Source organism: Erythrobacter mangrovi (genome assembly GCF_013260645.1).
Classification (GTDB): domain Bacteria; phylum Pseudomonadota; class Alphaproteobacteria; order Sphingomonadales; family Sphingomonadaceae; genus Qipengyuania; species Qipengyuania mangrovi.
Genome location: NZ_CP053921.1, coordinates 906,272 through 930,013, shown reverse-complemented (window position 1 = coordinate 930,013; position 23,742 = coordinate 906,272). Strand labels below are relative to the sequence as shown.

25 protein-coding genes are annotated in these 23,742 nt (G+C 64.5%); 8 read left to right on the top strand and 17 right to left on the bottom strand.

Annotation, left to right across the window (positions count from 1 at the left end; translation table 11 throughout):
• Positions 1-13 precede the first annotated feature (13 nt).
• From HQR01_RS04835 to HQR01_RS04820, 4 genes are all read right to left on the bottom strand, one after another.
• Positions 14-1,255, bottom strand: coding sequence for a CoA transferase (locus tag HQR01_RS04835; protein ID WP_173213036.1), 1,242 nt, complete (start codon positions 1,253-1,255; stop codon positions 14-16).
• 1 nt (position 1,256) lies between these two features.
• Positions 1,257-2,441, bottom strand: coding sequence for an acyl-CoA dehydrogenase family protein (locus tag HQR01_RS04830; RefSeq protein WP_234030253.1), 1,185 nt, complete (start codon positions 2,439-2,441; stop codon positions 1,257-1,259).
• Positions 2,441-2,656 carry a hypothetical protein gene (locus tag HQR01_RS04825; protein ID WP_173213034.1) on the bottom strand — a complete coding sequence of 72 codons (216 nt, stop codon included), beginning with the start codon at positions 2,654-2,656 and terminating at the stop codon, positions 2,441-2,443. The genes HQR01_RS04830 and HQR01_RS04825 overlap by 1 nt, the downstream gene beginning before the upstream one ends.
• A gap of 73 nt (positions 2,657-2,729) precedes the next feature.
• The gene (locus HQR01_RS04820) at positions 2,730-3,020 is read right to left on the bottom strand and encodes a hypothetical protein (protein WP_173213032.1); all 291 of its coding nucleotides are present in this window, start codon (positions 3,018-3,020) and stop codon (positions 2,730-2,732) included.
• A 136-nt stretch (positions 3,021-3,156) separates the two neighbouring features.
• Here HQR01_RS04820 and recQ point away from each other — a divergent pair, with 136 nt between their 5' ends.
• From recQ to HQR01_RS04795, 5 genes are all read left to right on the top strand, one after another.
• Complete coding sequence (gene recQ, locus HQR01_RS04815) at positions 3,157-4,941, top strand: DNA helicase RecQ (RefSeq protein ID WP_173213030.1); 1,785 nt, start codon at positions 3,157-3,159, stop codon at positions 4,939-4,941.
• Positions 4,942-4,999: 58 nt separating this feature from the next.
• Positions 5,000-5,911: an SPFH domain-containing protein gene (locus tag HQR01_RS04810; protein ID WP_173213028.1), complete on the top strand. Its 912-nt coding sequence runs from the start codon at positions 5,000-5,002 to the stop codon at positions 5,909-5,911.
• A gap of 24 nt (positions 5,912-5,935) precedes the next feature.
• Positions 5,936-6,127 carry a toxin-antitoxin system HicB family antitoxin gene (locus HQR01_RS04805; RefSeq protein WP_173213026.1) on the top strand — a complete coding sequence of 64 codons (192 nt, stop codon included), beginning with the start codon at positions 5,936-5,938 and terminating at the stop codon, positions 6,125-6,127.
• Position 6,128: 1 nt separating this feature from the next.
• A complete protein-coding gene (locus tag HQR01_RS04800) occupies positions 6,129-6,389 on the top strand; it encodes a hypothetical protein (protein WP_173213024.1) in 261 nt (86 codons plus the stop codon).
• Between the two features lie 121 nt (positions 6,390-6,510).
• Positions 6,511-7,365 carry a right-handed parallel beta-helix repeat-containing protein gene (locus HQR01_RS04795; RefSeq protein WP_325064534.1) on the top strand — a complete coding sequence of 285 codons (855 nt, stop codon included), beginning with the start codon at positions 6,511-6,513 and terminating at the stop codon, positions 7,363-7,365.
• Here the strand turns inward: HQR01_RS04795 and HQR01_RS04790 are convergent.
• The 3 genes from HQR01_RS04790 to HQR01_RS04780 are packed head-to-tail and all read right to left on the bottom strand — an operon-like array spanning position 7,362 to position 9,726.
• Complete coding sequence (locus tag HQR01_RS04790) at positions 7,362-7,862, bottom strand: GNAT family N-acetyltransferase (protein WP_199800358.1); 501 nt, start codon at positions 7,860-7,862, stop codon at positions 7,362-7,364. The genes HQR01_RS04795 and HQR01_RS04790 overlap by 4 nt on opposite strands.
• Positions 7,859-8,980, bottom strand: coding sequence for a GTP cyclohydrolase II (gene ribA, locus HQR01_RS04785; protein WP_407644601.1), 1,122 nt, complete (start codon positions 8,978-8,980; stop codon positions 7,859-7,861). Before ribA ends, HQR01_RS04790 begins: the two co-directional genes overlap by 4 nt.
• Positions 8,929-9,726 carry an exodeoxyribonuclease III gene (locus HQR01_RS04780; protein WP_173213022.1) on the bottom strand — a complete coding sequence of 266 codons (798 nt, stop codon included), beginning with the start codon at positions 9,724-9,726 and terminating at the stop codon, positions 8,929-8,931. The genes ribA and HQR01_RS04780 overlap by 52 nt, the downstream gene beginning before the upstream one ends.
• 102 nt (positions 9,727-9,828) lie before the next feature.
• Here HQR01_RS04780 and HQR01_RS04775 point away from each other — a divergent pair, with 102 nt between their 5' ends.
• Positions 9,829-11,247, top strand: a complete 1,419-nt coding sequence (locus tag HQR01_RS04775; RefSeq protein WP_173213020.1) for an alkaline phosphatase — start codon at positions 9,829-9,831, stop codon at positions 11,245-11,247.
• A gap of 222 nt (positions 11,248-11,469) precedes the next feature.
• Here the strand turns inward: HQR01_RS04775 and HQR01_RS04770 are convergent, their stop codons facing one another.
• The 5 genes from HQR01_RS04770 to pabB all read right to left on the bottom strand — a co-directional run bounded on the left by HQR01_RS04770 (position 11,470) and on the right by pabB (position 15,365).
• Positions 11,470-12,132 carry a LolA family protein gene (locus HQR01_RS04770; protein WP_173213018.1) on the bottom strand — a complete coding sequence of 221 codons (663 nt, stop codon included), beginning with the start codon at positions 12,130-12,132 and terminating at the stop codon, positions 11,470-11,472.
• A 74-nt stretch (positions 12,133-12,206) separates the two neighbouring features.
• The gene (gene rpmG, locus HQR01_RS04765) at positions 12,207-12,374 is read right to left on the bottom strand and encodes a 50S ribosomal protein L33 (RefSeq protein WP_173213016.1); all 168 of its coding nucleotides are present in this window, start codon (positions 12,372-12,374) and stop codon (positions 12,207-12,209) included.
• Positions 12,375-12,503: 129 nt separating this feature from the next.
• On the bottom strand, positions 12,504-12,908 hold the full coding sequence (arfB, locus tag HQR01_RS04760) for an alternative ribosome rescue aminoacyl-tRNA hydrolase ArfB (RefSeq protein WP_173213014.1): 405 nt from the start codon (positions 12,906-12,908) through the stop codon (positions 12,504-12,506).
• Positions 12,901-13,557 (bottom strand): RluA family pseudouridine synthase, encoded by a 657-nt coding sequence (locus HQR01_RS04755; RefSeq protein ID WP_173213012.1) that lies wholly within the window; start codon positions 13,555-13,557, stop codon positions 12,901-12,903. The genes arfB and HQR01_RS04755 overlap by 8 nt, the downstream gene beginning before the upstream one ends.
• On the bottom strand, positions 13,554-15,365 hold the full coding sequence (pabB, locus tag HQR01_RS04750) for an aminodeoxychorismate synthase component I (RefSeq protein WP_173213010.1): 1,812 nt from the start codon (positions 15,363-15,365) through the stop codon (positions 13,554-13,556). Before pabB ends, HQR01_RS04755 begins: the two co-directional genes overlap by 4 nt.
• 110 nt (positions 15,366-15,475) lie before the next feature.
• On the opposite strand from pabB, the gene HQR01_RS04745 reads away from it, so the two are divergent.
• Both HQR01_RS04745 and HQR01_RS04740 read left to right on the top strand, forming a co-directional pair.
• A complete protein-coding gene (locus HQR01_RS04745; protein WP_173213008.1) occupies positions 15,476-17,050 on the top strand; it encodes a helicase HerA-like domain-containing protein in 1,575 nt (524 codons plus the stop codon).
• 97 nt (positions 17,051-17,147) lie between these two features.
• Positions 17,148-19,808: a M1 family metallopeptidase gene (locus tag HQR01_RS04740; RefSeq protein ID WP_173213007.1), complete on the top strand. Its 2,661-nt coding sequence runs from the start codon at positions 17,148-17,150 to the stop codon at positions 19,806-19,808.
• Here HQR01_RS04740 and HQR01_RS04735 read toward each other — a convergent pair.
• From HQR01_RS04735 to HQR01_RS04715, 5 genes are all read right to left on the bottom strand, one after another.
• On the bottom strand, positions 19,805-21,229 hold the full coding sequence (locus tag HQR01_RS04735; RefSeq protein ID WP_173213005.1) for an ATP-binding protein: 1,425 nt from the start codon (positions 21,227-21,229) through the stop codon (positions 19,805-19,807). The genes HQR01_RS04740 and HQR01_RS04735 overlap by 4 nt on opposite strands.
• Positions 21,229-21,963 (bottom strand): response regulator, encoded by a 735-nt coding sequence (locus HQR01_RS04730; RefSeq protein ID WP_173213003.1) that lies wholly within the window; start codon positions 21,961-21,963, stop codon positions 21,229-21,231. Before HQR01_RS04730 ends, HQR01_RS04735 begins: the two co-directional genes overlap by 1 nt.
• 50 nt (positions 21,964-22,013) lie before the next feature.
• Positions 22,014-22,706 (bottom strand): EF-hand domain-containing protein, encoded by a 693-nt coding sequence (locus HQR01_RS04725; RefSeq protein WP_173213001.1) that lies wholly within the window; start codon positions 22,704-22,706, stop codon positions 22,014-22,016.
• Between the two features lie 187 nt (positions 22,707-22,893).
• On the bottom strand, positions 22,894-23,292 hold the full coding sequence (locus tag HQR01_RS04720; RefSeq protein WP_173212999.1) for a cupin domain-containing protein: 399 nt from the start codon (positions 23,290-23,292) through the stop codon (positions 22,894-22,896).
• Positions 23,292-23,687 (bottom strand): VOC family protein, encoded by a 396-nt coding sequence (locus HQR01_RS04715; protein WP_173212997.1) that lies wholly within the window; start codon positions 23,685-23,687, stop codon positions 23,292-23,294. Before HQR01_RS04715 ends, HQR01_RS04720 begins: the two co-directional genes overlap by 1 nt.
• Between the last annotated feature and the right edge of the window lie 55 nt (positions 23,688-23,742).

Genomic DNA, 23,742 nt, shown 5'->3' with positions numbered 1-23,742 from the left:
GATCAGTTCCCAATCAACTAGTGGCGTCGGACAGGCGGGCGATGCCGCGATCGACGAGATCGCCGATCGTGCCCGAAGCAAGGCCGAGCCGTTCGGCCAGGACCTCTTCGGTATGCTGCCCAAGATAGGGGGCCGGTGCGGGATTGCCCGCCTCGCGACCCGGAATGTTGGCGAAGCTGCGCGTTGCCGGATACTCGAAGCCACTCGGGTTGGCGGGCGAGGGACCGAACAGCGGGTTGTTCGCCACCAATTCGGGATCATTCGCTGCTTCGTGCATCGTCCGATAGCGTTCGAAAGTGGTTCCTTCGGCGGCGAGCCGCGCGGACAGGTCAGACCAATCGGATTGCCCCGCCTGGTCCTGGAATAGTTCGAACAGCCGGTGACGATGCTCGAAACGCGGCCGGTCGCCATCGGCGAAGCTCACGCCCAGCTCTCGTTCGAGTTCGGCAATGGCGTCGCCTACGCCCATCGCGGCGACAAGGCCGTTCCATTGCTTTGGCGTCAGTGCGGCGACCATGAAGCGCACCCCGTCGCGGGTGCGGAAGTCGCGTCCGAAGGCGCCCCATATGGCATTGCCCAGCCGTTCGCGATCGGCCCCGCGATAGAGCATCTCGGCCATCGCGCCGCTATTGGCCATGGTGCCGATGGCCACATCGCCCAGCGGGACCCGCAACTCGCTGCCTTCGCCAGTGGCGTCACGGTGGCGGATGCCGGCTAACAAAGCGAAGGCGCAATAGGCACCGGTAATGAAATCCCAGGCCGGAAGCGCCTGGTTGACGGGGGGCGCGGTTGCGGGATCCCACTCCTCGGGCCCACACATCAGCGGGTAACCGCTGGCGGCGTTGACAGTGAAATCCATCGCTTGCCTGCCGTCGTGCCAGCCCATGATGCGTATGCTGACGAGATCGGGGACACCGTCCGGCTGCCGTGCCGAAACGGCGTCATGCGAAAGGAAGCTCTTCTCGGGCAGGTTGGTGATCAAATTGCCGGTGCGGGCTGCCAGCTCGACCAGTAATTCGCGTCCCTCCGCTCTGACCAGGTCCAGTGCGACCGATTTCTTGGCGCGGTTGAGGTTCTCCCAGCTCAATGAGCGACCGCCACTGGTCAGCAGGTAGCGGTCATAGTCGAGCCCGCCGGCCTTGTGGTCGACGCGGATCACCTCGGCGCCCATCTGGGCGCAGTAGAGCCCGGCGGTGGGCGATGCGACGAAGCTCGAGGCTTCGATGATGCTCAGTCCCTTGAGGAGCCCGTACACCTCAGGCCTGCTCGGCGAATTCGCGCAGCATATGCTTGGCGATCTGGAGCTGAAGGATCTGTGTCGTACCTTCGTAGATGCGGTAGATGCGCGCATCACGGAAGAAGCGTTCGGCATCGTATTCGGCAAGGTAGCCGGCACCGCCATAGATCTGCACCACGCGGTCGACCACGCGGCCGCACATCTCGCTGGCGAAGACCTTGAACGCCGCAGCCTTGCGCAGGATATTCTCGCCCCGGTCGGCGCGCGCGGTGACGTCGGCCATCATCGCTTCGGCGGCGTAGATCTCGGTGTCGCTTTCAGCCAGCATCTGCTGGATCAGCTGGAAATTGGCGATCGGTTCACCAAAAGCCTTGCGTTCGTTGGCATAACGTAGCGCGCTGTCGAGCGCGCGGCGGGCATAGCCTGTGGCGGCTGCGCCAACCGAAATGCGTCCGTTGTCGAGGCTCATCATGGCGAAGCGGAAGCCCTTGCCGGTCTCCCCGCCGAGCAGTGCGTCACCCGGCACGTGGACATCGTCGAGCATGATATCCGAAATGTGGCTACCCGATTGACCCATCTTCTTGTCCGGGCTGCCGGTGGAGACCCCGGGCGTGTTCATCGGCACGATGAAGGCGCTGACATGCGCGTTCTTGGGCAGGGCTTCCTTCTCTGTGCGTGCCATGATCAGGCCGACTTCGGCGAAGGGGGCGTTGGTGATGTAGCGCTTGGTCCCGTTGAGGATCCAGCCATTGCCATTGGGGTCGGGGCGCGCGGTGGTTGCCATGGCGGCGCTGTCGCTACCCGAACCCGGCTCGGTCAGCCCGAAGCAGGCGATGGCGCCGGCTGCGATCTTGGGCCACCATTCGTCCTTCTGCGCCTCGGTCCCGCCATTCTTGATGGCCGAGTTGAACATTCCGACGTTGATCGAAAAGATCGAGCGGAAGGCTGGTGCGGCATAGGCCATGCAGTGCACCACGCGGGCATATTGCGACGTGTTGAGCCCGGCACCACCGTATTCTCCGGGTACGGTAAGACCGAACAGGCCCATCTCCTTCATCTCGGCGACGATGTCGTCGGGAATCCGGTCATCCTCGATCACGTCCTTCTCGGCCGGGATCAGCCGCTCGCGCACATAGCGCTGGAGCTGTTCGAGGAACTGGTCGAAGATCTCGGGGTCCATCCCCGGATTGGGCGTGCTGGTCATTATTTGGCCTCTCCCTCAGCCGGTTTCTCATTTGCGGCACCGGTATCGGCAACCGCCTCGGGCGGCAGGCGCCGCTGCTCGATCATCTCGGCCGCCTCATCGAGCGCCTTGGCTTCGGTCGGTGAAACGGCATCGACCGGCTCGTCGCTGTCGTCGGAGCAGCCCGCTACGGCGGGCAGGGCGGCAAGCGCCAGGGTCAGGGCGAGTCGGCTCATCGACGAGTGATTACCGCCGGACAGGGTCTTGCGCCAAGGACGCTACGGCACCCGGCCCGGCGGCGTGCCTCGATCAGTTGCCGGCGTCTTCGGCCATGGCGTCCATGGCCGCGGCAGCGGTGTCGGCGGCCTGGTCCCCGGCTTCCTGGATTTGTTGCGCTTCTGCGGCCGCAGCTTCCTCCCCGGCCTCTTCCTCCGCGGTGGCAGCATCGTCGGCGACCGGGGCAACATCGACGCCTTCGAGGGCGGCGTCGGCATCAACCTCTACGGTATCTGCTTCGGCTTCGGTCGAGGCATCCTGTGCGCCGCCACAGGCGGCGAGCACGAGCGACGCAGCGGCGGCAAGGGCGATACGGAACTTCATGAGGGTCTCTCCTGCGTAAACTCAATGGGCCCGACCGGCCCGAACCCTGTCTAAAGCGTGACAGGACCGCCCGGGGCAAGGGGAAAATGTCGTCGCGCCGGTTGCATGTCGCCGCCTGGACCGCAATCAGGGCGGCATGCCCGACAGCATTCATGCTCCTACCGACGCCGCGCTGGCGAAGCTCAAGGCCGTGTTCGGTTTTGCCGATTTCCGCGGTCGCCAGGCCGAGGTGGTGGAACGGGTGCTTGCAGGTCGGCCCACGCTTGCAGTGATGCCGACGGGTGCGGGCAAGTCGCTGACCTACCAGCTACCGGCGGTGATGCTGGAAGGGACCTGCGTGGTCATAAGCCCGCTGATAGCCCTGATGCATGACCAGCTTCGTGCCGCGCGGGCCAACGGCATCCGCGCGGCTACGCTGACCAGCGCCGATGCCGACTGGCGCGAGACGCAGGACGCCTTTCGTCGGGGCGAGCTCGACCTGCTCTATGTGGCGCCCGAACGTGCCAGCCAGTCCGGGTTCCGCGAATTCCTGTCCGCCGCCCCGCTGTGCCTCTTCGCGGTGGATGAGGCGCATTGCGTATCCGAATGGGGTCACGATTTCCGGCCCGACTATCGCATGCTGCGCCCACTGATGGACGCATTCCCCCATGTTCCGCGACTGGCTCTGACCGCCACCGCCGATCGCCAAACGCGTTCCGACGTGATGGGCCAGCTCGGCATCCCGGCCGACGGACTGGTGCTCGCCGGCTTCGACCGCCCGAATATTCGCTATGCGATCCGCCACCGGGACAACCCGTTGCGGCAGCTGGCGAACCTGATGGCGGCCGAGCCGGGGCCGGGGATCGTCTATGCGCTGACGCGGCGCAAAGTCGAAGAACTGGCGGAAAAGCTGGGTGCGGCGACCGGGCGGCCGGTGCTGCCCTATCATGCCGGACTGGATGCCGAGGTCCGTGCGGCCAATCAGTCGAGCTTCGTTGCGAGCGAAGACACGGTGATGGTTGCGACGGTCGCCTTTGGCATGGGTATCGACAAGCCCGATGTGCGGTTTGTCGCGCATGTCGGCGTTCCCAAGTCGATCGAAGGCTATTACCAGGAAACCGGCCGCGCCGGGCGGGACGGTGACCCGGCCCAAGCCGTAATGTTCTGGGGTGCGGGGGATTTTGCCACCGCGCGCCAGCGATTGGCCGAGATTGACGAGGCGCGGCGCGGTGCCGAACGGGCTCGGCTCGATGCGCTCGCGGGGCTGGTCGAAACCGCCGAGTGCCGCCGCGCGATCTTGCTGCGCCATTTTGGGGAGGACCCGCCTGCAGCCTGCGGCAATTGTGATAACTGCATCGAGCAACCGGCCGTTACCGACGTGACGGAGCTGGCCCGCAAGCTGCTCAGCGCCGTTTATCGCACCGGCCAGAGCTTCGGCATGGGCCATTTGCAGAAGGTCCTCACCGGGGTCGAGGATGAACGCGTGCGCCAGCGTGGCCATGATCGACTGAGCGTATTCGGGATAGTAGAGGCGGATGAGGCGCCCTTGCTCCAGCCGCTCGCGCGAGCATTGCAGGCGCGGGGCGAGCTAATCGCTACCGAACATGGCGGACTTGCGCTCGGCGGTGCGGCGCGGGCGATCCTAAAGGGCGAGAGCAATGTACAGATCGTCGTCCCGCCCAAGCGTGAACGCAAGGGACGGCGCAATGCGGCGGCCAATCCGATCGGCGACCCCTTGTTCGATGCGCTGCGCGAATTGCGGCGCGAACTGGCGGTGGAGGGACAGGTTCCGCCCTATGTCATCTTTCACGATGCGACTCTGCGCGAGATGACCGAGCGCCGCCCGGCCACACTGGCGGAACTCGGCCAGCTCCCCGGGGTCGGGGCGAGAAAGCTGGAGGCCTATGGCGAGGCCTTTCTGCGCGCCATCGCGCGTCATTGACTCCCATTACAAACGATATAAATATGATATCAGATTTATATCGTGGGAGTGATTCGCTATGTCAGTTGAACTCAAGGGGATGAAGACCAGCCGGGAATATGCCGGCTCCAGCTTCAGCGGCTATCTGATGCTGCTTGTGCTTCTCCTCCTCATCGTGCTGGTGGTGTGGGACTTCACCTCGAACCTTCCGCCTTCCGGGGCTACCAAGTTCGACAAGCTACTGTTCCTGGGCCTCCTGATGGGCCCCCTCCTCGCGTCCATCTTCGTCGCGGCCGGTTTCTTCATGATCCAGCCCAACCAGGCCACGGTGCTGACCCTGTTCGGCGAGTATAAGGGTACCGAACGGACCGAAGGCCTGCGGTGGGTCTGGCCGTGGATCGGGCGCAAGAAGATTTCGGCCCGTGCGCACAACATCCATTCCGAACGGGTCAAGATCAACGACAAGCGGGGCAACCCGATCGAGATCGCCTGCAACGTGGTTTGGCGCGTCGCCGATACCGCACAGGCAAGTTTCGATGTCGATGATTACAAGCAGTTCGTGAACATCCAGATCGAAGCGGGATTGCGTACGGTGGGTTCGCGCCATCCCTATGACGACTTCGAGAATGAGGAAGTGACGCTGCGCGGCAGCGGCGATGTGGTCAATCACGAGCTTCTGGTCGAGCTGAACGATCGCCTGAAGGTGGCGGGCATCCTGGTTGACGAGGCCGGCCTGACCCACCTTGCCTATGCACCGGAGATCGCCGGGGCGATGCTTCGCCGCCAGCAGGCCGATGCGGTGATCGCCGCGCGCCAGAAGGTCGTGATTGGCGCAGTCGGCATGGTCGAGGATGCGCTCGCCAAGCTGGCCAATGATGGGATCGTCGACCTCGATGACGAGCGCAAGGCGGCCATGGTCTCGAACCTGATGGTCGTGCTTTGCGGCGATCGCGAGGCAAGCCCGGTGGTCAACGCCGGTTCGCTATATTGACCCACGCGCAACGGGTCCGACGCAATGCAGAAGAAAGCCTTCGCCCTCCGTCTCGATCCTGCGGTTCACGCCGCGGTCGAACGGTTGGCGGCGGACGAATTGCGAAGCGCCAACGCCCAGATCGAGATCCTGCTGCGCGAGGCGCTGGCCAGGCGCGGTATCGAAATTCCCGTCAGCAGGCCAGCCAAGCGTGGGCGGCCGGCGAAGGAGAACTGAGATGAGCGAGGATGACAACGCCTGGTTCGCACCGAAGCGGTATGGATATGGTGCAGGCCTGCCGATCGCGCGGGAGGGTTGGGCCTTGCTGTCGGGGTATCTGCTCGTCCTTGGTCTGTGCGCCCTGCTGATCGAATGGGACGCCGCAATCGGCGGGGCCACCGCCTTCGCCATCTTCCTCGCCGCCACGATTGCCCTCATTATGATCTCGGCGCGCAAGACCCGGGGCGGCTGGCGATGGCGCTGGGGCGACGAGGAATGACTCTATCCTACCGTGCGCGACGCCTGCACCGTCTGACTATGGGGGCTCTCGCGACCTTCGCATTGGCATCGTCCCTCTCGCCGCGCCGCTTGCACAAGGCGTAAGCGAGGCGAGCTTCACGGTGCGCGAAAGCGGTCGCGGCTATGCCACGCTCCAGGAAGCGGTTGACGCGATCGGCGATGGCAGCGGGACCATCGAAATCGCCGCGGGCAATTGGCGCGATTGCGCGGTTCAGCGCGGAGGCTTTGTTACCTATCGTGCGGCGGTACCGGGCACGGCGCTGCTCGGTGGCGTGGCCTGCGAAGGCAAGGCCTCGTTGGTACTCCGCGGCCGTGGCGCCCTGGTCGAAGGCCTCGTCTTTGCCGATATCACGGTGCGCGACGGCAACGGTGCCGGTATTCGGCTGGAAAAAGGCCCACTCACCGTCTCCCAGAGCTGGTTCCGCGACAGCCAGCAGGGGATCATGACCAGCAATGGCATCGATAGCGAGCTCATCGTCGACAAGTCGACGTTCACCCGGCTCGGCACCTGCGAGAATTCGGGTGGTTGCGCCCATTCAATCTACGTCGGTGACTATGGCAGACTCAGGGTAACGCGCAGCCGCTTCGAACAGGGAACCGGGGGGCACTACCTCAAGTCTCGCGCGTCGCGCACCGTCATCGAGAACTGCAGCTTCGACGATGCCAACGGGCATGGCACCAAATACATGATCGACTTGCCCAATGGAGCGGGCGGGGCAATCCGCGGTAACTGGTTCGTGCAAGGGGCGGATAAGGAGAACTGGTCTGCCTTTATCGCCATCGGTGCGGAGGGTGCGCACCATAGTGCCGACGGGCTGGTGATAGAGGGCAATGACGCACGCCTCGCCCCAGGTCTGCGTCGCTCCCCGGCTTTCGTCGCCGACTGGACCGGCGATCGCCTGGTGCTTGGCGACAACGCACTGGGCCCCGGGCTCAAGCGCTACGAACGACGCTAACCAAAGCCTTTGGCATAGCTGACGACACCACTGGGCGCAGGACCCGCGAGGACCAGTCGCTGGAAGTATTCTGGAGGCGGCCCGGGATAGGTCAGCGCGGGATCGTGCACGAAGCCGAAGCGGCCGTAGTAGTCGGGACTGCCGAGCAGGACGATGCCCCCTGCCCCCCGTTCCTGCAGCTCGGCGATGCCCCGACGGATCAACGCCGATCCGATGCCTTGCGCATGCAGTTCGGGCCATACGCTCACAGGCCCCAGGCCGAACCAATGCTTGCTCCCGTCGGTAATCGTCACGGGAGAGAAGGCAATGTGACCGACTATCCGACTGGCATCCTCTGCCACCAGCGACAGGGTCAAGTCCCCATCGCCGCGCAGGCGATCGACAAGGTGCTGCTCGTCGCCATCGCTGAACGGCATGTCGCGAAAGGCGGTCTCGGTGAGCGTGTGGATGGTCGCTACATCGCCCTCGCGCTCGGGCCGGATCGCGATCGTGTTCAAGGCAGCAGGTGGCCCGCGCGGTCGCGCTTGGTGGCGAGATAGCGGGCGTTGTGCGGATTGTCGGGAAGCGCATGCGGTACGCGCTCGGCAACGGTCACGCCCTCGCCCTCGACCGCGGCGACCTTGGCCGGGTTGTTGGTCATCAACCGGATGGCGCGAACGCCGAGCAATTCGAGCATGCGCGCCGCAATGGGAAAATCGCGCGCTTCGTCGGGCAGGCCAAGCCGGGTGTTGGCATCGACCGTATCGAAACCCTGGTCCTGCAGGCGATAGGCCCTGAGCTTGTTGACCAGGCCGATCCCGCGCCCTTCCTGCCTGAGGTAGAGCAGGACACCCCAACCGCCCTTGCCCGCTTCCTCCGCCATTGCATGGAGCGCTGCGTCGAGCTGCGGCCCGCAATCGCACTTGAGGCTGCCGAGGATATCGCCGGTGAGGCATTCGGAGTGCAGCCGAACCAGCGGCGGGCGTTCGGCGTTCTGCTGGCCGATCATCAGTGCGACATGCTCGCGCGTGTCGTCGGGGCTGCGGAAGGCGACGATGCGGGCGCCCTCTGCTGCCACCACTGGCAATTTCGCTCGCGTGGCGATCTGCAGCCGCGTGGCATCGGCATAGGCCGCGACGTCGCTTGCCTCGAGTGTTACCGGCTCGCCTACGCCGCGCGGATCGACGAGGAAAGCGGGGAGGATTCCTGCCATGCGCGCCAGCTCAAGCGCCGCGCGCGCCTGCTCTTCCCAGGCGAGCGGCAAGGCCTTGAAGGGGCCCTTGAGCGGGTTCTCCATGTCGAGCGCGGGGTCTGCCACTGCCAGCGCAAGCGGCAGATCGAAGGGATCGGCAGCCCGCATCAGTACTGGCTGGCGCGGCACGGCGGCTTCGATCTGGTTGGCAAGCTTGAGCGTCGCCGCACGGCTCGCCGAAAGCAGCATCGCATCGCCGCTGAGATCGCCGAAGGCCGTTTCCACCGGCTGGAGCAGTGGTGCCCCCGCGATTACCAGTGGCCATCCATGGCGCAGCGCGTCGACCGCCTGCGCCGCCCGCCGGGCGGGGGAATAGGAGGGCGTGGCCTCGCTCAGAGGGTGAACTCCGTCACCAGCGGCACGTGATCCGATGGCTTGTCCCAGTCGCGCGCATATTCGTGGACCGAATGGCCGGTCGCCTCTTTCGCCAGTTCGGGGCTTGCCCACATATGGTCGAGGCGGCGGCCGCGATCGTTCGCCTTCCAGTCCTTCGCGCGATAGCTCCACCAGCTGTAATAACGTTCGGGTGCCTTGATGTGTTCGCGCCCGATATCCGCCCAGCCATGCGCGTCCATGAAGCGCTGCAGCGTTTCGACCTCGAGCGGGGTGTGGCTGACCACCTTGAGCAGGGCCTTGTGATCCCAGACATCGCTTGCGAGCGGCGCGATGTTGAAGTCGCCGACGATCAGCGTGGGCCGGTCGATCGTTTCGGCCCAACGAGTCATGCGATCGAGAAAATCGAGCTTCTGCCCGAATTTGGGATTGATCGTGCGATCGGGTTCGTCGCCGCCGGCGGGGACATAGACGTTTTCCACCACCATGCCCTGCATGCCTGGATCGGTTAGCTCAACCCCGACGTGGCGCGCCTCGCCATTGTCCTGCCAATCGTGGCGGGAGAATTCCTTGAAGGGTACTTTCCCGACGGTTGCGACGCCGTGATAGCCCTTCTGCCCATGCACCGCGAAATGCTCGTAGCCGAGCGCGCGGAAGGCTTCGTAGGGGAACTGCTGCTCCTGGCATTTGATCTCCTGCAGGCACAGGATATCAGGGGATTGCTCCTGCAAGAAGCGTTCGACGATCGGCATCCGCAGGCGGACCGAGTTGATGTTCCAGGTTGCGACAGTGACCATGGCGCGGGGGTTAGGCGAGCGACAAGCCTGCGGCAAGCGTCACAGTTCCGTATTGCAAAGGTTCGATATAGGGCAGGTATTCGGAGTTCGAGGAGACACTGCATGACAATCCGTACACTTCGCCTGGCTACCGGTATGGCTGCGCTGGCGCTGACCGCGTGCACCGCCACCATGGCGCAAGAAGTTCCTCAGCCCGCCATCGAGGTGGTGAGCGAGGCGCCCCGGGCGAAGAACGTGATCCTCTTCATCGGTGACGGCATGGGTGTCTCGACCGTTACGGCAACGCGGATTCATGCCGGGCAAAAGCTCGGGCAGACAGGTGAGGAATACGTCCTGCCTTTCGAGACGTTCGAGCACGTCGCGCTGGTCAAGACCTACAATACCAATGCCCAGGTGCCGGACAGTGCGGGGACGGCATCGGCCATGCATACCGGGCGCAAGACGAAGATCGGCATGCTTGGCTATGGCCCTGAAACGCACAATGGCGATTGCCGCTCCGGCGCCGGGCACGAGCTCCCCTTGCTGGGCGAAGAGGCCAAGCGGCGCGGCCTGGCGCTGGGGATCGTCAGTACGACGCGAATCACCCATGCGACCCCGGCCTCGGTCTATTCGCGCAGCGTCGATCGCGACTGGGAGGCCGACAGCGTGATCCCCGAGGCGCAGCGCGGCCTCGGTTGCGCGGACATAGCGGCCCAGCTTGTGAGCAAACCGTTCGACGTTGCGCTGGGTGGGGGACGCGCCGCCTTCTTCGGCCAAGCCGGCAAGGGGCAGCGGCTCGATGCTTCGGCCAATCTCCCGGCGGGCTGGGTTGCGGCGACCGGCGGTACCTATGTCGAGAACGCAGCCGCGCTTCTCGCAGCCCCGATGGACAAGCCGGTGCTCGGCCTCTTTTCGCCCAGCCACATGACCTACATGGTCGATCGCAAGGCCGATAGCAGCGAGCCGACGCTGACCGACATGACCTCGGCGGCCATCGCGCGGCTGGGGCAGGACCCCGATGGCTATTACCTGATGGTCGAAGGCGGGAAGATCGACCATGGCCATCACGCGGGCCAGGCTGGCTATGCGCTGGAGGAAGCCGTCGAGTTTGCCCGCGCGGTACAATATGCCATCGACCATACCGATCCGGTCGAAACCCTGATCATGGTCACTGCCGACCACAGCCATGTCTTCACCATCGCGGGCTACCCGCAGCGCGGCAATCCGATCCTCGGCCTGGTGGTCTCGCCCAAGGATGATGGCGAGACCGGCGCCGAACCCGCGCTGGCTGCCGACGGCAAGCCCTATACCACGCTTGGCTATGCCAATGGCCCCGGGGCCGTGGTGGGTGAGCGTCCGATGCCCGAAACCGGGATCTCCGCGCATCAGCAGGCGCTCTTGCCGATGGGTTCGGAAACCCATGCCGGCGAGGATGTCCCGCTTTACGCCAACGGACCGGGCGCCGGGCGGGTCCGCGGCGTGATGGAACAGAACCTGATCTACAACGTGATCCGCAAGGCGCTCGGCTGGCCGGACGAATGAACACTGGTCGCAAAAAACCCTCGTGCCGGGGGCAATGGCACGAGGGTTCCTTGTTAGCGTTCGTCACGCTTGGAACGAGATGAACCAGTGCGAGCGGATCAACAGGGGGGAAACCCGTCTCGCGTCGTCTCGTAAGGGAAAATTATCCCTGTCCGGCTTGCTGCGCAATGAACAACCGACAGCGGGATGTCGCATATTTACACCCGACCACGGTCGAAGCGTTCACCCCGGTCGACGGGACGTTCGGCGCGGATCGCGGAAGGTGAATGCGCTGTCCGCCACGGCCACGCCGTAGCGCTGGTTGCGCAGGCGCACGGTGGTGCGGTTGTTCTGCGAATCGAGCGCGACCCAATGGGTCAGCTGCAGCCCGCCAGGTGCGCTCGCGTCGCGCGCGAAGATCAGCGTGATCACCCCATATTCGGGATGCCTGGTGTCGCGCACCTCGATGCTGATCACGTCGGGATGGCCCGTCGGCAGCAGCTTGCCATATCTTTTCACGTCGCGGCTCGGATCCAGCAGTGCGCCGAGGGGCGAGCTGCTGATCGGCCAGCGCTGGACCTGCCTCACCTCGTAGTCGACGAGATACATCGACTTGCCGTTGGAAACGATCAGCAGCGGCACGCCCTTGGCGTATTCGAAGCGGATCTTGCCGGGGCGCTTGAGCGTCATCACTCCCGCAACGGTCTGGCCGTTGCGGTCGGTCTGGACGAAGTCGGCCTTCATGGTCGAGATGCCGCGCAGCGCGGCGACCGCCTTGTCGAGGTCGCCCTCAGCGGCTGCGGCGGGCTGGATCGCGACAATGGCGGAAACGGGCAGCGCCGCAGCCAGCGATAAAGCCAGCGCGGCGCGCAATGGGTGTTTGGTTGTGAAAGACAAGTTGCTCATGCTCCTTGATTGGTATCGGAGCATTGAACCATCACTGAACCCGGCTAGTTCCCACGGTTCAGCATCCGGCCGGCTTACTTGATCTTGGCTTCCTTGAACTCGACGTGCTTGCGCGCGATCGGGTCGTACTTCTTGAAGGTGAACTTCTCGGTGTGATTCCGGGGGTTCTTCTTCGTCACGTAGTAGAAGCCCGTGTCGGCGGTCGAGACGAGCTTGATCTTGACGGTTGCGGGCTTCGCCATGGCGTGTTCCTAAAGATCCTGTGAGGCCCGGTTCGGGGCCGAAAAAATAATGGCGGCGCGCGTAGCACCGCCGTTCCGGCGCGCCCATTGGGTGATTCCGGGGGAAAAGTCAAGCGGTGTGCAGGGGTGCTACCAGTCGACCTTGCCGCGCTTGGCCTTCACCTCGCCGCGCACCTTCTTCGCCTTGAGGCGTTGGGCCTTGCCCACGCGATTGACCCGACTCTTGGCTCGCTTCTTTGGCGGGGTAAGCGCTTCGGCAAGCAAAGCCAACAACCGTTCCCGTGCGGCTTCGCGGTTCTGTTCCTGCGTGCGGTACTCATTGGCGGTCAGGACGATTTCGCCACCCTTGGTCAACCTGCTTCCGGCAAGTTCTTTGAGCCGTTCAAAGGTTTCAGGAGTGAGGCCCAGCTGGAATACATCGACGCGCAGTTGCACCGCGGTGGCGACCTTGTTTACGTTCTGGCCGCCCGGGCCCGAGGAAGCGATGAACTTCTCTTCGGCAATCTCGAGCGCCCGATCCGCAACCCTACCCATCGGAAAAGCCGAGCGCCGCGAAGTCTCTTGGAAGCGGGGCACTGGCTTCGATCGGCGGTTTTCCCTCGCGAGGAACGATGAGGCTGGCCGCGTGAAGCATGGTGCGGGGTGCGCCCTTGCCATCGCCATAGACCGGATCGCCCAGCAGCGGGATGCCCAGGCCTGTCAGCGCGTGAACGCGAATCTGGTGCGTCCGGCCCGTCTCGGGGCGAAATTCGACCAGTGCGTGCCCATCATGATCGCCCAGCACTTGCCAATGCGTGATCGAAGGCTTGCCTTTCTTCGCCGCGATCATCCGCCAGCCCTTTTCGGCGCTGCTGATCTTGGACAGGGCCAACTCGATCGTGCCTTCGTTTTCCTCGGGGATGGCCGCGAGGATTCCGAGGTAACGCTTGCCCACCAACCTGTCCTCAAACGCCTTGGCGAAGCGCTTCAAGGCCTTGGGATTGCGCGCCAGCAGCAGGCAGCCGCTGGTGTCGGTGTCGATACGATGCACCGCGACAGGGTCACGCTGAAAGCCAAGGCGCAGGTCGGCAAGGTGATCCTCGAGGCTCGGCCCGCCCTTGCGCGGGCGCTCGATCGGCAGGCCGCCGGGCTTGTCGATCACCAGCGCCTCGCCGTCCTCGAACAGGATCGGGATCCGGCTCACGACTTGAGCCTCGCGTCCATCATCTGCCGCAAGGCATTGCCAAGGAAGAAACCGCCTTCCAGATCCTCGATCCGCAATTCGGCCTCGCGCGCTATGCCCTGATCGAGCAGCGATTGGCGCAGCACGCCGGGCAGCAGGCCTAGCCGCGCAGGTGGGGTCAGCAGCACACCATCGGGGCCGCGCACGAAGAGATTGGTGACACAACCCTCGGTAAGCAACCCGTCGTCACGTACGAAGATCGTCTCCAGGGCACCATGATGGCGGGCGACCGCCTGCGCTTCTCCATAAAATCCGCGTTCGCTGGTCTTGTGCCGCAACCGCCAGTCGCCTGGGTCGACGGGAAGGGGCATGACGATGGTGCCTGCGGGGGAAGGCCAGGCCTCGGGCATATCCTGCGCTTCGAGTGCGATCGCGCCGCGACGTGAGGCGAGCAGGCGGATCCTGCTGGGTTTCTCGAGCACGAAACATAGCGCGTGGAGCTGGTTGCGTGCCTCGTGACGATCGAAGGAGAAACCGAGCTCTGCAGCGCTGGTCTTCATGCGCATCAAATGGGCTTCAAGAAAGGAGATCCCCTCCTCGGGAGTGAAGCGCATCGTCTCGATCAGGTCGAACTGCGCCGCGCGATGGTCAGGCGAGGATTTGCGCACGAAGGCGCCCTTGAGCAGTGCCTCGCGCCATTCGGTTCGCATCTCGCTGTCCGCGACGATCGCGCCGCCCACGCCGAGCACCGCCTTGCCGCGCCCGTTCTCGATCTCGGTCAGCCGCAGTGTGCGGATGGCCACGTTGAATGCTGCGTCGCCGTTGGCGTCGATCCGCCCGATCGCCCCGCAATAGGGCCCGCGCGGATCGCGCTCGACAGTGTCGATCAACTCCATCGCGCGGATCTTCGGGGCGCCGGTGATCGAGCCGCAAGGAAACAGCGCCCGGACGAGGTCGGTCGCGCTTTCACCCTCCTTCAGCTGGGCCCGCACCACGCTGACCATCTGGTGGACGGTCGGGTAACTCTCCACCGCAAAGGGTGAGTCAACCCGCACGCTGCCTGCCTCTGCCACCCGGCCGAGGTCGTTGCGCATGAGGTCGACGATCATCAGGTTCTCGGCCTTGTCCTTGGCCGAACCGGCAAGTTCCTCGGCGAGCGCAAGATCGCTTGCCTCATCCGACCCGCGCGGACGCGTGCCCTTCATCGGCTTGGTCTTGGCCTCGCGGCCCTTGAGCGAGACGAATAGCTCGGGGCTGAGGCTCAACAGCCAGTGCGAACCGTCGAACACGACGCCGCCATAACCCGCCCGGGCCGATGGGCGGAGCGCTGCGTAAAGCCCCAGCGGGTCGCCCGAAAAACTGCCCGCCAGCGGGAAAGTGAGGTTCGCCTGGTAGATATCGCCCGCTTGAATCGCTTCCTGCAGCTGTTGGAAGGCTATCGCATAGCCGCCCGGGGTCAGTTGTGGTTCGAGCGGACCGACGCTTCCTTCCCCCTCGGCGTGTGTGGCAAGCCACTGGGAGACATTGGCCGCTTCGATGGTCGTCACATCGTCGAACAACCCGAGCCAGACCAGGGGGCCAACCCCACCGGTCCGTGCCGCGGCAAGATTCGCAAGCTTTGGTTCTAGCGCCAAGCCCGCTTCATAGGCGATGTAGCCTGCAAGTGTGCCGCCCTCCTGCCGCGCCTTATCGGCATTGGCCAGGACCTCGACGACCTCCTCGGGTCGTCGTGCAACGAAGATGGATCGGGGATTCTCGAACAGCAACGCATCGGCAGCGCCGCTCTCGCGCGCATCATCGAGCAGGACGAAGGGTTGCCGGTCGGCCATTGCGCCCAAGCCTTTAAACGCTGGCGCGCGGCTGTCGAGGGGTGGGTTGACCGCCTGTGCCACCCTGCGCCACACCGCCGTGACGTCAGGTTTAGGGAGCGGGCGCAGCTATGGGCGAAATTTTCCTCGGTGCTACGGAAGCGGGAGAGCGGCAGGCCCTGCTGCTTGGTCAGGCCAATCGCCACGGATTGATTGCCGGTGCGACCGGTACGGGCAAGACCGTGACGCTTCAGGGATTGGCAGAAAGCTTTTCCGCAAACGGGGTGCCGGTGTTCCTCGCCGATGTGAAGGGCGACCTTTCGGGGATCTCGATGCCCGGTTCTGCGCAGTTCAAGCATGCCGACAAGCTTGAAGGGCGCGCAAAACAGCTGGGCATGGACGATTATACCTATGCCGATAACGCCGCGGTCTTCTGGGATCTCTTCGGTGAGAAGGGCTTTCCCATTCGCACCACCGTGTCGGAAATGGGGCCGCTGTTGCTCGCCCGCCTGCTCGATCTCAATGAAACCCAGGAAGGCGTGCTCAATATCGTCTTTCGTTTTGCCGATGAGCAGGGGTTGCTGCTGCTCGACCTCGGGGATCTGCAAGCGATGCTGGCCCACACGGCAGAAAACGCCAAGGAGCTGTCCGCCAAATACGGCAATGTCACCAAGGCCAGCGTCGGGACGATCCAACGCCAGCTGCTCAGTTTTGAGGCGCAGGGTGCGGACCTGTTCTTCGGGGAGCCCGCACTGGAAATCGACGATTTCCTGAGAGTCGACGAGCAGGGCCGCGGCGTGATCAACATCCTCTCGGCGCAGAAGCTGATGCAGGGCCCCAAGCTTTACGCAACCTTCCTGTTGTGGCTGCTCGCCGAGCTCTTCGAGAGCCTGCCCGAGGTTGGCGATCCTGAGAAACCGAAGCTGGTGTTCTTCTTCGATGAAGCGCACCTGCTGTTCGACGATGCGCCCGACGCACTGGAGGACAAGGTCGAGCAGGTCGTGCGACTGATCAGGTCCAAGGGCGTCGGCGTCTATTTCGTTACGCAGAACCCGATCGACATTCCCGAGAAGATCGCTGGCCAGCTGGGCAATCGCATCCAGCACGCGCTGCGCGCCTTCACCCCGCGCGACCAGCGGGCGATCAAGGCCGCGGCTGAAACCTTCCGCATCAACCCCGATCTCGACGTCGCACAGGCCATTACCGAGCTGAGGGTCGGTGAGGCGCTGGTATCGACACTTGATGAAGACGGTGCCCCATCGGTGGTCCAGCGCACACTGATCAAGCCGCCGCATTCCCGCCTGGGTCCGGTCTCAGACAAGGAACTGGCCATCATCAATTCGGTGAGCGAGATCGACGGAAAATACGATACTGCGGTCGATCGTGAGAGTGCTGAAGAGGTTCTTGCCGCCAAGGCCGCCGATGCCGCCGCCACGGCTGAAGAGGTGGCCGAAAAGGGCCGCGAGGAAGTTGGCAAGCGATCGCGCAAGACCACCTCGATTTGGGAAAGGGCGGGCAAGGCGGCGATCGGAGCGGCGACCGGTTCGGCGGCCAGCATCGCGGCCAGTGCGATCCTGGGCAAGAAGAGCAGCGCCAACCCCTTGCGGACAGCGACCACCGCAGCGGCGGGCACCATCGCGACCGGCTTCGGTGGTGCCCTGGCGGGGCGCTTCGTCCGAAACCTGATCGGCGGACTGATGCGCTAGCTGTATTTCGTCGGTTGCCGATGGCGGTCTGTCGAACAGGCCGCCGGTCGAAAACTGCGCGCGGGCAGTGAAGCCGCGAAAAAATTCGGGAGCACTCATGCGATCCAAGACTTTCTGCGGCCTCTTGCTGGCCGGTGCGGCACTATTCACCCCTTTCAACCTTGCCGCACAGGAGGCCCAGGCTGATGCGTCGGTGCTCGCGCTCGGGGAGGTTCCGCGTGGCCAGCTCGGCGATATCGCCATGCCGCAGGCCTATCGCCTCGACACCTATTTCGATCCGAGTTCGGACAGTTTCCGGGGCCACACCGAAATCGATGTGATGCTGGCGCGACCGACCAGTTTCCTCGATCTTCACGGTCGCGGGCTGGCGGTTACGCGTGCGGTAGCGAGCGTTGATGGCAGGGACTATGTCGGCGCCTGGACCGATACCGATCCGACCGGGGTGGCGCGGCTGGTCTTTAGCGAAGAGCTCCCGGCGGGTAAGGCGACACTGCTGTTTGACTATAGCGGGGGCATCGCGACCAATCCCGCTGGCCTGTTCCGGGCGCAGGTCGGTGGTCAATGGTATGGTTGGAGCCAGTTTGAATCGACCGATGCGCGCGCGGCTTTCCCTTCGTTCGACCAGCCAGGGTTCAAGACACCATTCACGGTGACCATCCGGACCCGCCCGGGCGAGGTTGCAGTGAGCAATGCGCCCGAGGTTTCGAACACCCTCGAGGACGGTTGGCAGGTCCACCGCTTCGCTCCCACCCTGCCGCTGCCCACATATCTCGTGGCGATGATGGCCGGGCCCTTCGCGGTTGTCGAAGGCATGGTGCCGCCAACTCCGCAGCGCCCTGAACCGCTGCCGCTGCGGATCGTTTCGGAGCAGACCAACAAGGACAAGCTGGCCTTCGCGCTGGAGAACTCCAAGCCGATCGTCGCGCTTCTGGAAGATTATTTCGGGCAGGCCTTTCCCTACCCCAAGCTCGACCAGATCACCTCGCCATTGATGCCCGGGGCGATGGAGAATGCCGGCGCCGACCTCTACAACGATGCGATCATCGTGCTCGATGAGAATGCGCCGGTTGGCCAGAAGGGCCTGTTCGGGATGGTGGTCTCGCATGAGCTGGCGCACCAGTGGTTCGGTGACCTGGTCACGCCCGTATGGTGGGACGATATCTGGCTGAACGAGAGCTTCGCCAACTGGATGGGCTTCACCATCGGCGGGGCGTGGCGGCCGGATCTGGGTATTGCCGACGGTGCGCTGGAAGAGGGTTTCCAGGCGATGGATACCGACGAATTGCTCGCCGGCCGACCGATCCATGAACCGATTCCGACCAACGACCGCATCGACGCCGCATTCGACGGGATCACCTATGGCAAGGGCGGGCATGTCGTATCGATGATCGCCGCCTTCATGGGTCCTGAGAAATTCCGTGACGGCGTGCGCCGCTATATGGCGGCACATCGCTATGGCAATGCGACAAGCACCGACTTCTTCGCCGCCATGGCCGAGGCCGCGGGCGATCCGCGGATCACCCAGGCGATGCAGAGCTTTACCGACCAGCAAGGCGTCCCCTTGGTTACCGTTAGCGGTAGCGATGGCCGCTATACCGTGAGCCAGCGTCGCTACGCCCCGATTGGCGTAACCGCATCGGATACGCGGTGGGGCGTGCCGGTGTGCATGCGGCAAGGCGAGGATCGCAAATGCGCACTGCTCGCCGACCAGAGCGCCAGCTTCGAACTTGGCGGTTCCGGCGTGCTGATGCCCAATGCCGGAGGAACAGGCTATTACCGCTTCGACTTGCCGGCGGCGGAATGGGACCGGCTGATCGCGATCGCCGACTCGCTCGAAGGGCCCGAAGCCATCGCACTGGCAGACAGTCTCGATGCCAGCTTCCGGGCCGGCCATGCCTCGCCCGAACAGGTGCTGGCACTAGCCCTCCAGCTCACCAAGAACCCCGACAGCAATGCCGCAGGCATTGCCTTCAGTGGGCTTGGCGCAATGCGGCGCAGCGGGGTGATGGATGCCGATGCACAGGAGGCTTACCGCGCATGGGTGGGGCAGTTGGCACAGGCAGATTATGCGCGCCTCGGCCTTGATCCGCGCCTTAGCGCCTATGCAGGCGTCGACCCCGAGGTCGTCCAGCAGCGCGAGCGAGTGGTGGGCAATTTGATGCTCGCCCGCGATCCGGCAGTCGTCGGATTACTGGCAGGCGCCGCACGGGATTTTCTCGCCGGCGATGCCGAGGCACTCGACCCAGCTTTCATGGGTGAGGCTTTCGAAGCGTTGATCGACACTGGTGGCCTCGAAGCAGCCAAGGCACTGGCCGACAGGGCGCTGGCGTCGGACGACCCGCTGTTCCGGCCGACCGCGCTGCGGGCGATCACCGGTTCGGGCGATGAGACGATCGCCCGCTGGGTGCTTGATGGTTTCGACGACGAACGCTTGCGTCCGTCTGAAAGGGTTTCGACCAAGCTTGGTATCGTGGCCACGTCCGAGACGCGTGAATTGGGTTATGACTGGTTGGTTGCGAACCTCGAAGAACTGATGAGCGGATCTTCGGGCATCTTCCTCGCGCGGCGGGTTCCCAGCGTGGCCGGTGGCTTCTGCTCGGTCGACAAGGCAGATGATCTGGCCGAACGGTTCCGCCCTGTCCTGGCGGGGACGCCGGGGGCATTGTCGCTCGAACGGACGATCGAAAGGGTGCGCAACTGCGCCGCGCTGAAGTCCGCGCGTGGAGCCGAACTGAGTGCCGCCCTGAAAGGGCTCTAGCGCCCGAGTGGAATACGCAGCTCTGCGCGCAACCCGCCTTCGGGCCGGTTCGCGAGTACCAGCGTTCCCCCGTGCTGTTCGGCGACAGCACGGGCGAGCGTGAGCCCAAGCCCCGCCCCCCCGGTTTCGCGATTGCGGCTTGTTTCGCCACGGGTGAAGGGCTGGCACATTTCGGCGATGCGATCGTCGGGAATGCCCGGGCCGTCGTCGTCAACCCGCAGTATCGCCCAATCGCCTTCACGCAGAACTGCAACGTGGGCTGACCCTGCGTAGCGCAAGGCATTGGTGACGAGATTCCTCAGGCCGCGCTTCAGCCATGTCAGGTGCACTGGCGCAGCGATCCGCCCCGCGGTCGACAGGGTGACGGGCTCGCCCATGTCCTCGAATTCTTCGACCACGGAGGCGGCGAGCGCGCCGAGCTCGGTCGGTTCGGCGATGCTGTTGTTACGCCCGATTCGGGCAAGCGCGAGGATTTCGTCGAGCGTTTGCGTGATGTCCTCGATCGTCCCGGCCATCTTCGTGCGCGCCGCATCGTCTTCGACGCTTTCGATCCGCACGCGCAATGCGGCGAGCGGGGTCTTGAGATCGTGGCCGATCGCGCCAAGCATCACGTCCTTCTCGTCGAGCATCGACCCGATCCGCGCCTGCATGGCATTATGCGCCTCGATCAGGCGCTTGACGTCGTCGGGGCCAGTGACCGCGAGCGGCTCCTCGGGCGATCCCGCACCGCCAAAGCGCTGCGTGCGCTCGGCCAGGGCCGCGAGCGGGCGCGTGATGCGGCGCAGGACGAAATAGAGCAATCCGACGAGGACGAGGAACAGGATGAGCGTCTGCAACATCAAGGTGCGGACTATCGTTCGATCCCGCGAAGCGACCGGCAGGCGCGCGACTTGCCATGTCCCGCTGCCGTCCTGGCGGAGACCCGCAATGGCAAGATCGAATGGACTTCCCATGAACCGCCGATGGGCGAGTGGGTGATGCTCGGCCATGCGCTGGATCTCGGGATCCTCCAGCGCCGAGCGACTGATCACCACGACTTCGGCAACCGCGATCCCTTGCGATGCCAATAGCTGCGACAGGGCTTCTTCGCGCTTGGGATGGCGCTTGTCACCCGGGGCGAGGGGGGTGGTTGCCCCCTCGCTGTAACGCAGCTCGCGCGGCAAGCGCGGCAGGGGAGGGTCCTGGATGCGATCGGTGCGGGGCGACCGGCTGTGGTGCGAGTATCGATCACCCATGGCCTCCCGGCCGTGGCGTTCGGCACCGCTCAGTAGTTGGAAAGCCATGGCGTGGACGATGCCCAGTTCGCGCCGCTGCTCCGCGGCCCGGTAAAGCAGCGTGGTCGAAATGGCCTGGGCGATCAGCAGGGCGGCGACCAGGGTCAGCATGACCTGGCCGAACAGGCTGCGGGGTATCAACTGCATCAGCTTTCCCCGCGCTCGATCCGGGTGACGTCCGCACCGAAACGATAGCCGCCGCCGCGCACCGTCTGGATGAAATGCGGATTGCGGCTGTCCGTCTCGATCTTGCGCCGCAAGCGGCTGACCTGGTTGTCGACCGCGCGGTCGAACAATTGTGCTTCGCGGCCCTGGACCATGTCGAGCAAGCGGTCGCGATCGAGCACCTGGCGAGGATGGTCGCAAAAGGCGCGCAGCATGCGGAACTCGGCAGTAGAGATTGGGACGAGCGCGCCTTCGGGATCGATCAAGCGGCGCTTGAGCGGATCGAGCTGCCAGCCTTCGAAAGCATAGGTGAGGTCTTCGCCCGGATTGCCGGCGGGGCGCTCGGCGCGGCGCAGTACCGAACGTATGCGGGCGATCAGCTCGCGCGGTTCGAAGGGTTTGGTGACATAGTCGTCAGCGCCGATCTCAAGCCCGACGATCCGGTCCATCGCTTCGCCCTTGGCGGTGAGCAGGATGACCGGGATGCCGCGTGTTTCGACGAGGTGACGGCACAGCGATAGCCCGTCCTCGCCCGGCATCATGATGTCGAGCAGCACGAGATCCGGCACCTCTTGCATCAGTCGCGTACGCGCCGAAGCGGCGCTTTCGGCTTCGCGCACGGCGAACCCCTGGCGGGTGAGATACTCCGCCAGGGGCTCGCGCAGCGATCGCTCATCGTCGACCAACAGCAAGGAGGTGGGTGCGGGATCGGTCATGGACTGTCCTTTCCCGCACCTGGCGCTGCGGTCAACGGGCGTTCGCAGCGTCAGTTCTCGCTGTGCGCTCCATGGTGTTCGCGCATCCGCTCGCGCATTGCCTTGTGCGCGGCCTGCCGCTCGGCCTGTGACACCGAGCCGTTCCCGTCGGTGTCCATCTTGGCGAAGTGAGTGGCGATTGCGCCGTCGAACTCGGCTCGCGTGACGGCCTTGTCGCCATCGGTGTCTGCCATGTGTAGCATCATCGAAGAGCCTCCGTGACCGCCATGGCCGGTGCCGCGGTGGCGCTTGCCGTCCCGGTGCTCGCCGCGTGCTGCGTGCATGGCCCGCAGCTCGTCCTCCGACAGACCGCCGCTCTTGTCGGTGTCGGCCATGGCGAAGTGCTCGGCCATGCGCGCTTCGCGGTTCTCGGCTCGATCCGCGTGACGCGCTTCTCGACGCTCCATCCGCGCTTCGTGTGCGGCTTTCAGCTCGTCGGGGGTCAGTTCCCCATCGCCGTTGGCGTCAGCCTTGGCAAACATGCCTGCTCCATGTGCCGAACGGTCGGCGTCGTTGAGCACGCCATCACCATTGGTGTCCATCTTGGCGAACATGTCCGCGCCATGCGCCTGCATTTCGGCAAGGGTGACGGTGCCGTCGCCGTCTGCATCGGGATTGTGACGTTCGCCATGCTGGGCGAGGACGGTGGTGGCGCCGGCCAGCGCCAGGGCGGCGACCGAGATGCCTAGGAAAGTCTTGCGCATTGCTACACTCCGTATCGTTGATCGGGTGAGCTGCGACGGTCGGGTTTGTGGGGGAGGGAGACCAGGTGCCCGTCGCAGCTCGTGTGTCTCTCCTATGCCCGTAATGTCGCAGCATTATCCCGGACGGACAGTGAATTGTATCAGCTTGTAACGCGCAGCGACAGCCGTTCAGCCAAGTGCAAGCCGATTAGCGCGGGCGGTGTTCCGTGCCTTCCCCGGCAGTGATGAAGATCGCCGTCGCGCAGTCGGCAATATCCGCGATATGCCACACGCCAGGCGGGTTGATTGCATAGTCGCCGGCTTCGAGCGCAATCGTGGCCCGATGGCCGTCGGGAAATTCCTGTGTCAGCTCCATCCGCCCGGCAATGCACACCACCAGTTCGTCGCCATGGGGGTGCATCTCCCAGCTGGGCCAGTGTTCGGTGAAGGTATGCTGGCTGACCAGCCGCCCTTCGCGGCCGTCGCCGTCGTGACGGGCACCATAGGCCTCGTACCATGCCATCCCGTCGAAGGGCGGTTGCGGTATGACCGTCGCGCCGAGACCGAGGTGCACGAAGCACTCGGCCAGTCGGCGCGGACGTTCCATCAGGACACCTTGTCCATCAGGAAGGCGTTGAGCTTGTTGCCGTCGGGATCGCGGAAATAGCCGGCGTAGAAGACCATGCCGTTCGCGTCGGGCTCGCCGCGCGGGCCGGGTGCACCCTCGTCGCTGCCGCCATTGGCGAGAGCGATGTCATAGATCCGCTGGACCTGGTCGCGGTCCTTCGCCTCGAAGGCGACCATCACGCCGTTCCCCACCGTGGCGGCATTGCCGTCGAAGGGCTTGGTCAGGCCGATACCGGCCCCGCCGCCCGGCTCGCCCCAGGCAATGAAGGTGTCGAACTCCATCATCCGACCGATCCCCAGCTCGCCGGCGATCAAGTCGTAGAATTTCGCGGCACGCGCGAGGTCGTTGGTACCCAGGGTGACGTAACCAATCATGTTCATGCTCCTTGTGACGCGAATCGCGCTAATGAGAACATTACAAGAACAAACG

What these genes read in the sequence shown, in the direction of transcription:
- HQR01_RS04805 (WP_173213026.1), top strand. Translation starts at nt 5,936, where the DNA reads ATGCAGAAGAAAGCCTTCGCCCTCCGTCTCGATCCTGCGGTTCACGCC.
- HQR01_RS04745 (WP_173213008.1), top strand. Translation starts at nt 15,476, where the DNA reads ATGGGCGAAATTTTCCTCGGTGCTACGGAAGCGGGAGAGCGGCAGGCC.
- HQR01_RS04825 (WP_173213034.1), bottom strand. Translation starts at nt 2,656, where the DNA reads ATGAGCCGACTCGCCCTGACCCTGGCGCTTGCCGCCCTGCCCGCCGTA.
- rpmG (WP_173213016.1), bottom strand. Translation starts at nt 12,374, where the DNA reads ATGGCGAAGCCCGCAACCGTCAAGATCAAGCTCGTCTCGACCGCCGAC.
- HQR01_RS04775 (WP_173213020.1), top strand. Translation starts at nt 9,829, where the DNA reads ATGACAATCCGTACACTTCGCCTGGCTACCGGTATGGCTGCGCTGGCG.
- HQR01_RS04800 (WP_173213024.1), top strand. Translation starts at nt 6,129, where the DNA reads ATGAGCGAGGATGACAACGCCTGGTTCGCACCGAAGCGGTATGGATAT.
- HQR01_RS04740 (WP_173213007.1), top strand. Translation starts at nt 17,148, where the DNA reads ATGCGATCCAAGACTTTCTGCGGCCTCTTGCTGGCCGGTGCGGCACTA.
- HQR01_RS04830 (WP_234030253.1), bottom strand. Translation starts at nt 2,441, where the DNA reads ATGACCAGCACGCCCAATCCGGGGATGGACCCCGAGATCTTCGACCAG.
- recQ (WP_173213030.1), top strand. Translation starts at nt 3,157, where the DNA reads ATGCCCGACAGCATTCATGCTCCTACCGACGCCGCGCTGGCGAAGCTC.
- HQR01_RS04735 (WP_173213005.1), bottom strand. Translation starts at nt 21,229, where the DNA reads ATGCAGTTGATACCCCGCAGCCTGTTCGGCCAGGTCATGCTGACCCTG.
- HQR01_RS04720 (WP_173212999.1), bottom strand. Translation starts at nt 23,292, where the DNA reads ATGGAACGTCCGCGCCGACTGGCCGAGTGCTTCGTGCACCTCGGTCTC.
- HQR01_RS04730 (WP_173213003.1), bottom strand. Translation starts at nt 21,963, where the DNA reads ATGACCGATCCCGCACCCACCTCCTTGCTGTTGGTCGACGATGAGCGA.
- HQR01_RS04715 (WP_173212997.1), bottom strand. Translation starts at nt 23,687, where the DNA reads ATGATTGGTTACGTCACCCTGGGTACCAACGACCTCGCGCGTGCCGCG.
- HQR01_RS04810 (WP_173213028.1), top strand. Translation starts at nt 5,000, where the DNA reads ATGTCAGTTGAACTCAAGGGGATGAAGACCAGCCGGGAATATGCCGGC.
- HQR01_RS04770 (WP_173213018.1), bottom strand. Translation starts at nt 12,132, where the DNA reads ATGAGCAACTTGTCTTTCACAACCAAACACCCATTGCGCGCCGCGCTG.
- HQR01_RS04820 (WP_173213032.1), bottom strand. Translation starts at nt 3,020, where the DNA reads ATGAAGTTCCGTATCGCCCTTGCCGCCGCTGCGTCGCTCGTGCTCGCC.
- HQR01_RS04725 (WP_173213001.1), bottom strand. Translation starts at nt 22,706, where the DNA reads ATGCGCAAGACTTTCCTAGGCATCTCGGTCGCCGCCCTGGCGCTGGCC.
- HQR01_RS04780 (WP_173213022.1), bottom strand. Translation starts at nt 9,726, where the DNA reads ATGGTCACTGTCGCAACCTGGAACATCAACTCGGTCCGCCTGCGGATG.
- pabB (WP_173213010.1), bottom strand. Translation starts at nt 15,365, where the DNA reads ATGGCCGACCGGCAACCCTTCGTCCTGCTCGATGATGCGCGCGAGAGC.
- arfB (WP_173213014.1), bottom strand. Translation starts at nt 12,908, where the DNA reads ATGGGTAGGGTTGCGGATCGGGCGCTCGAGATTGCCGAAGAGAAGTTC.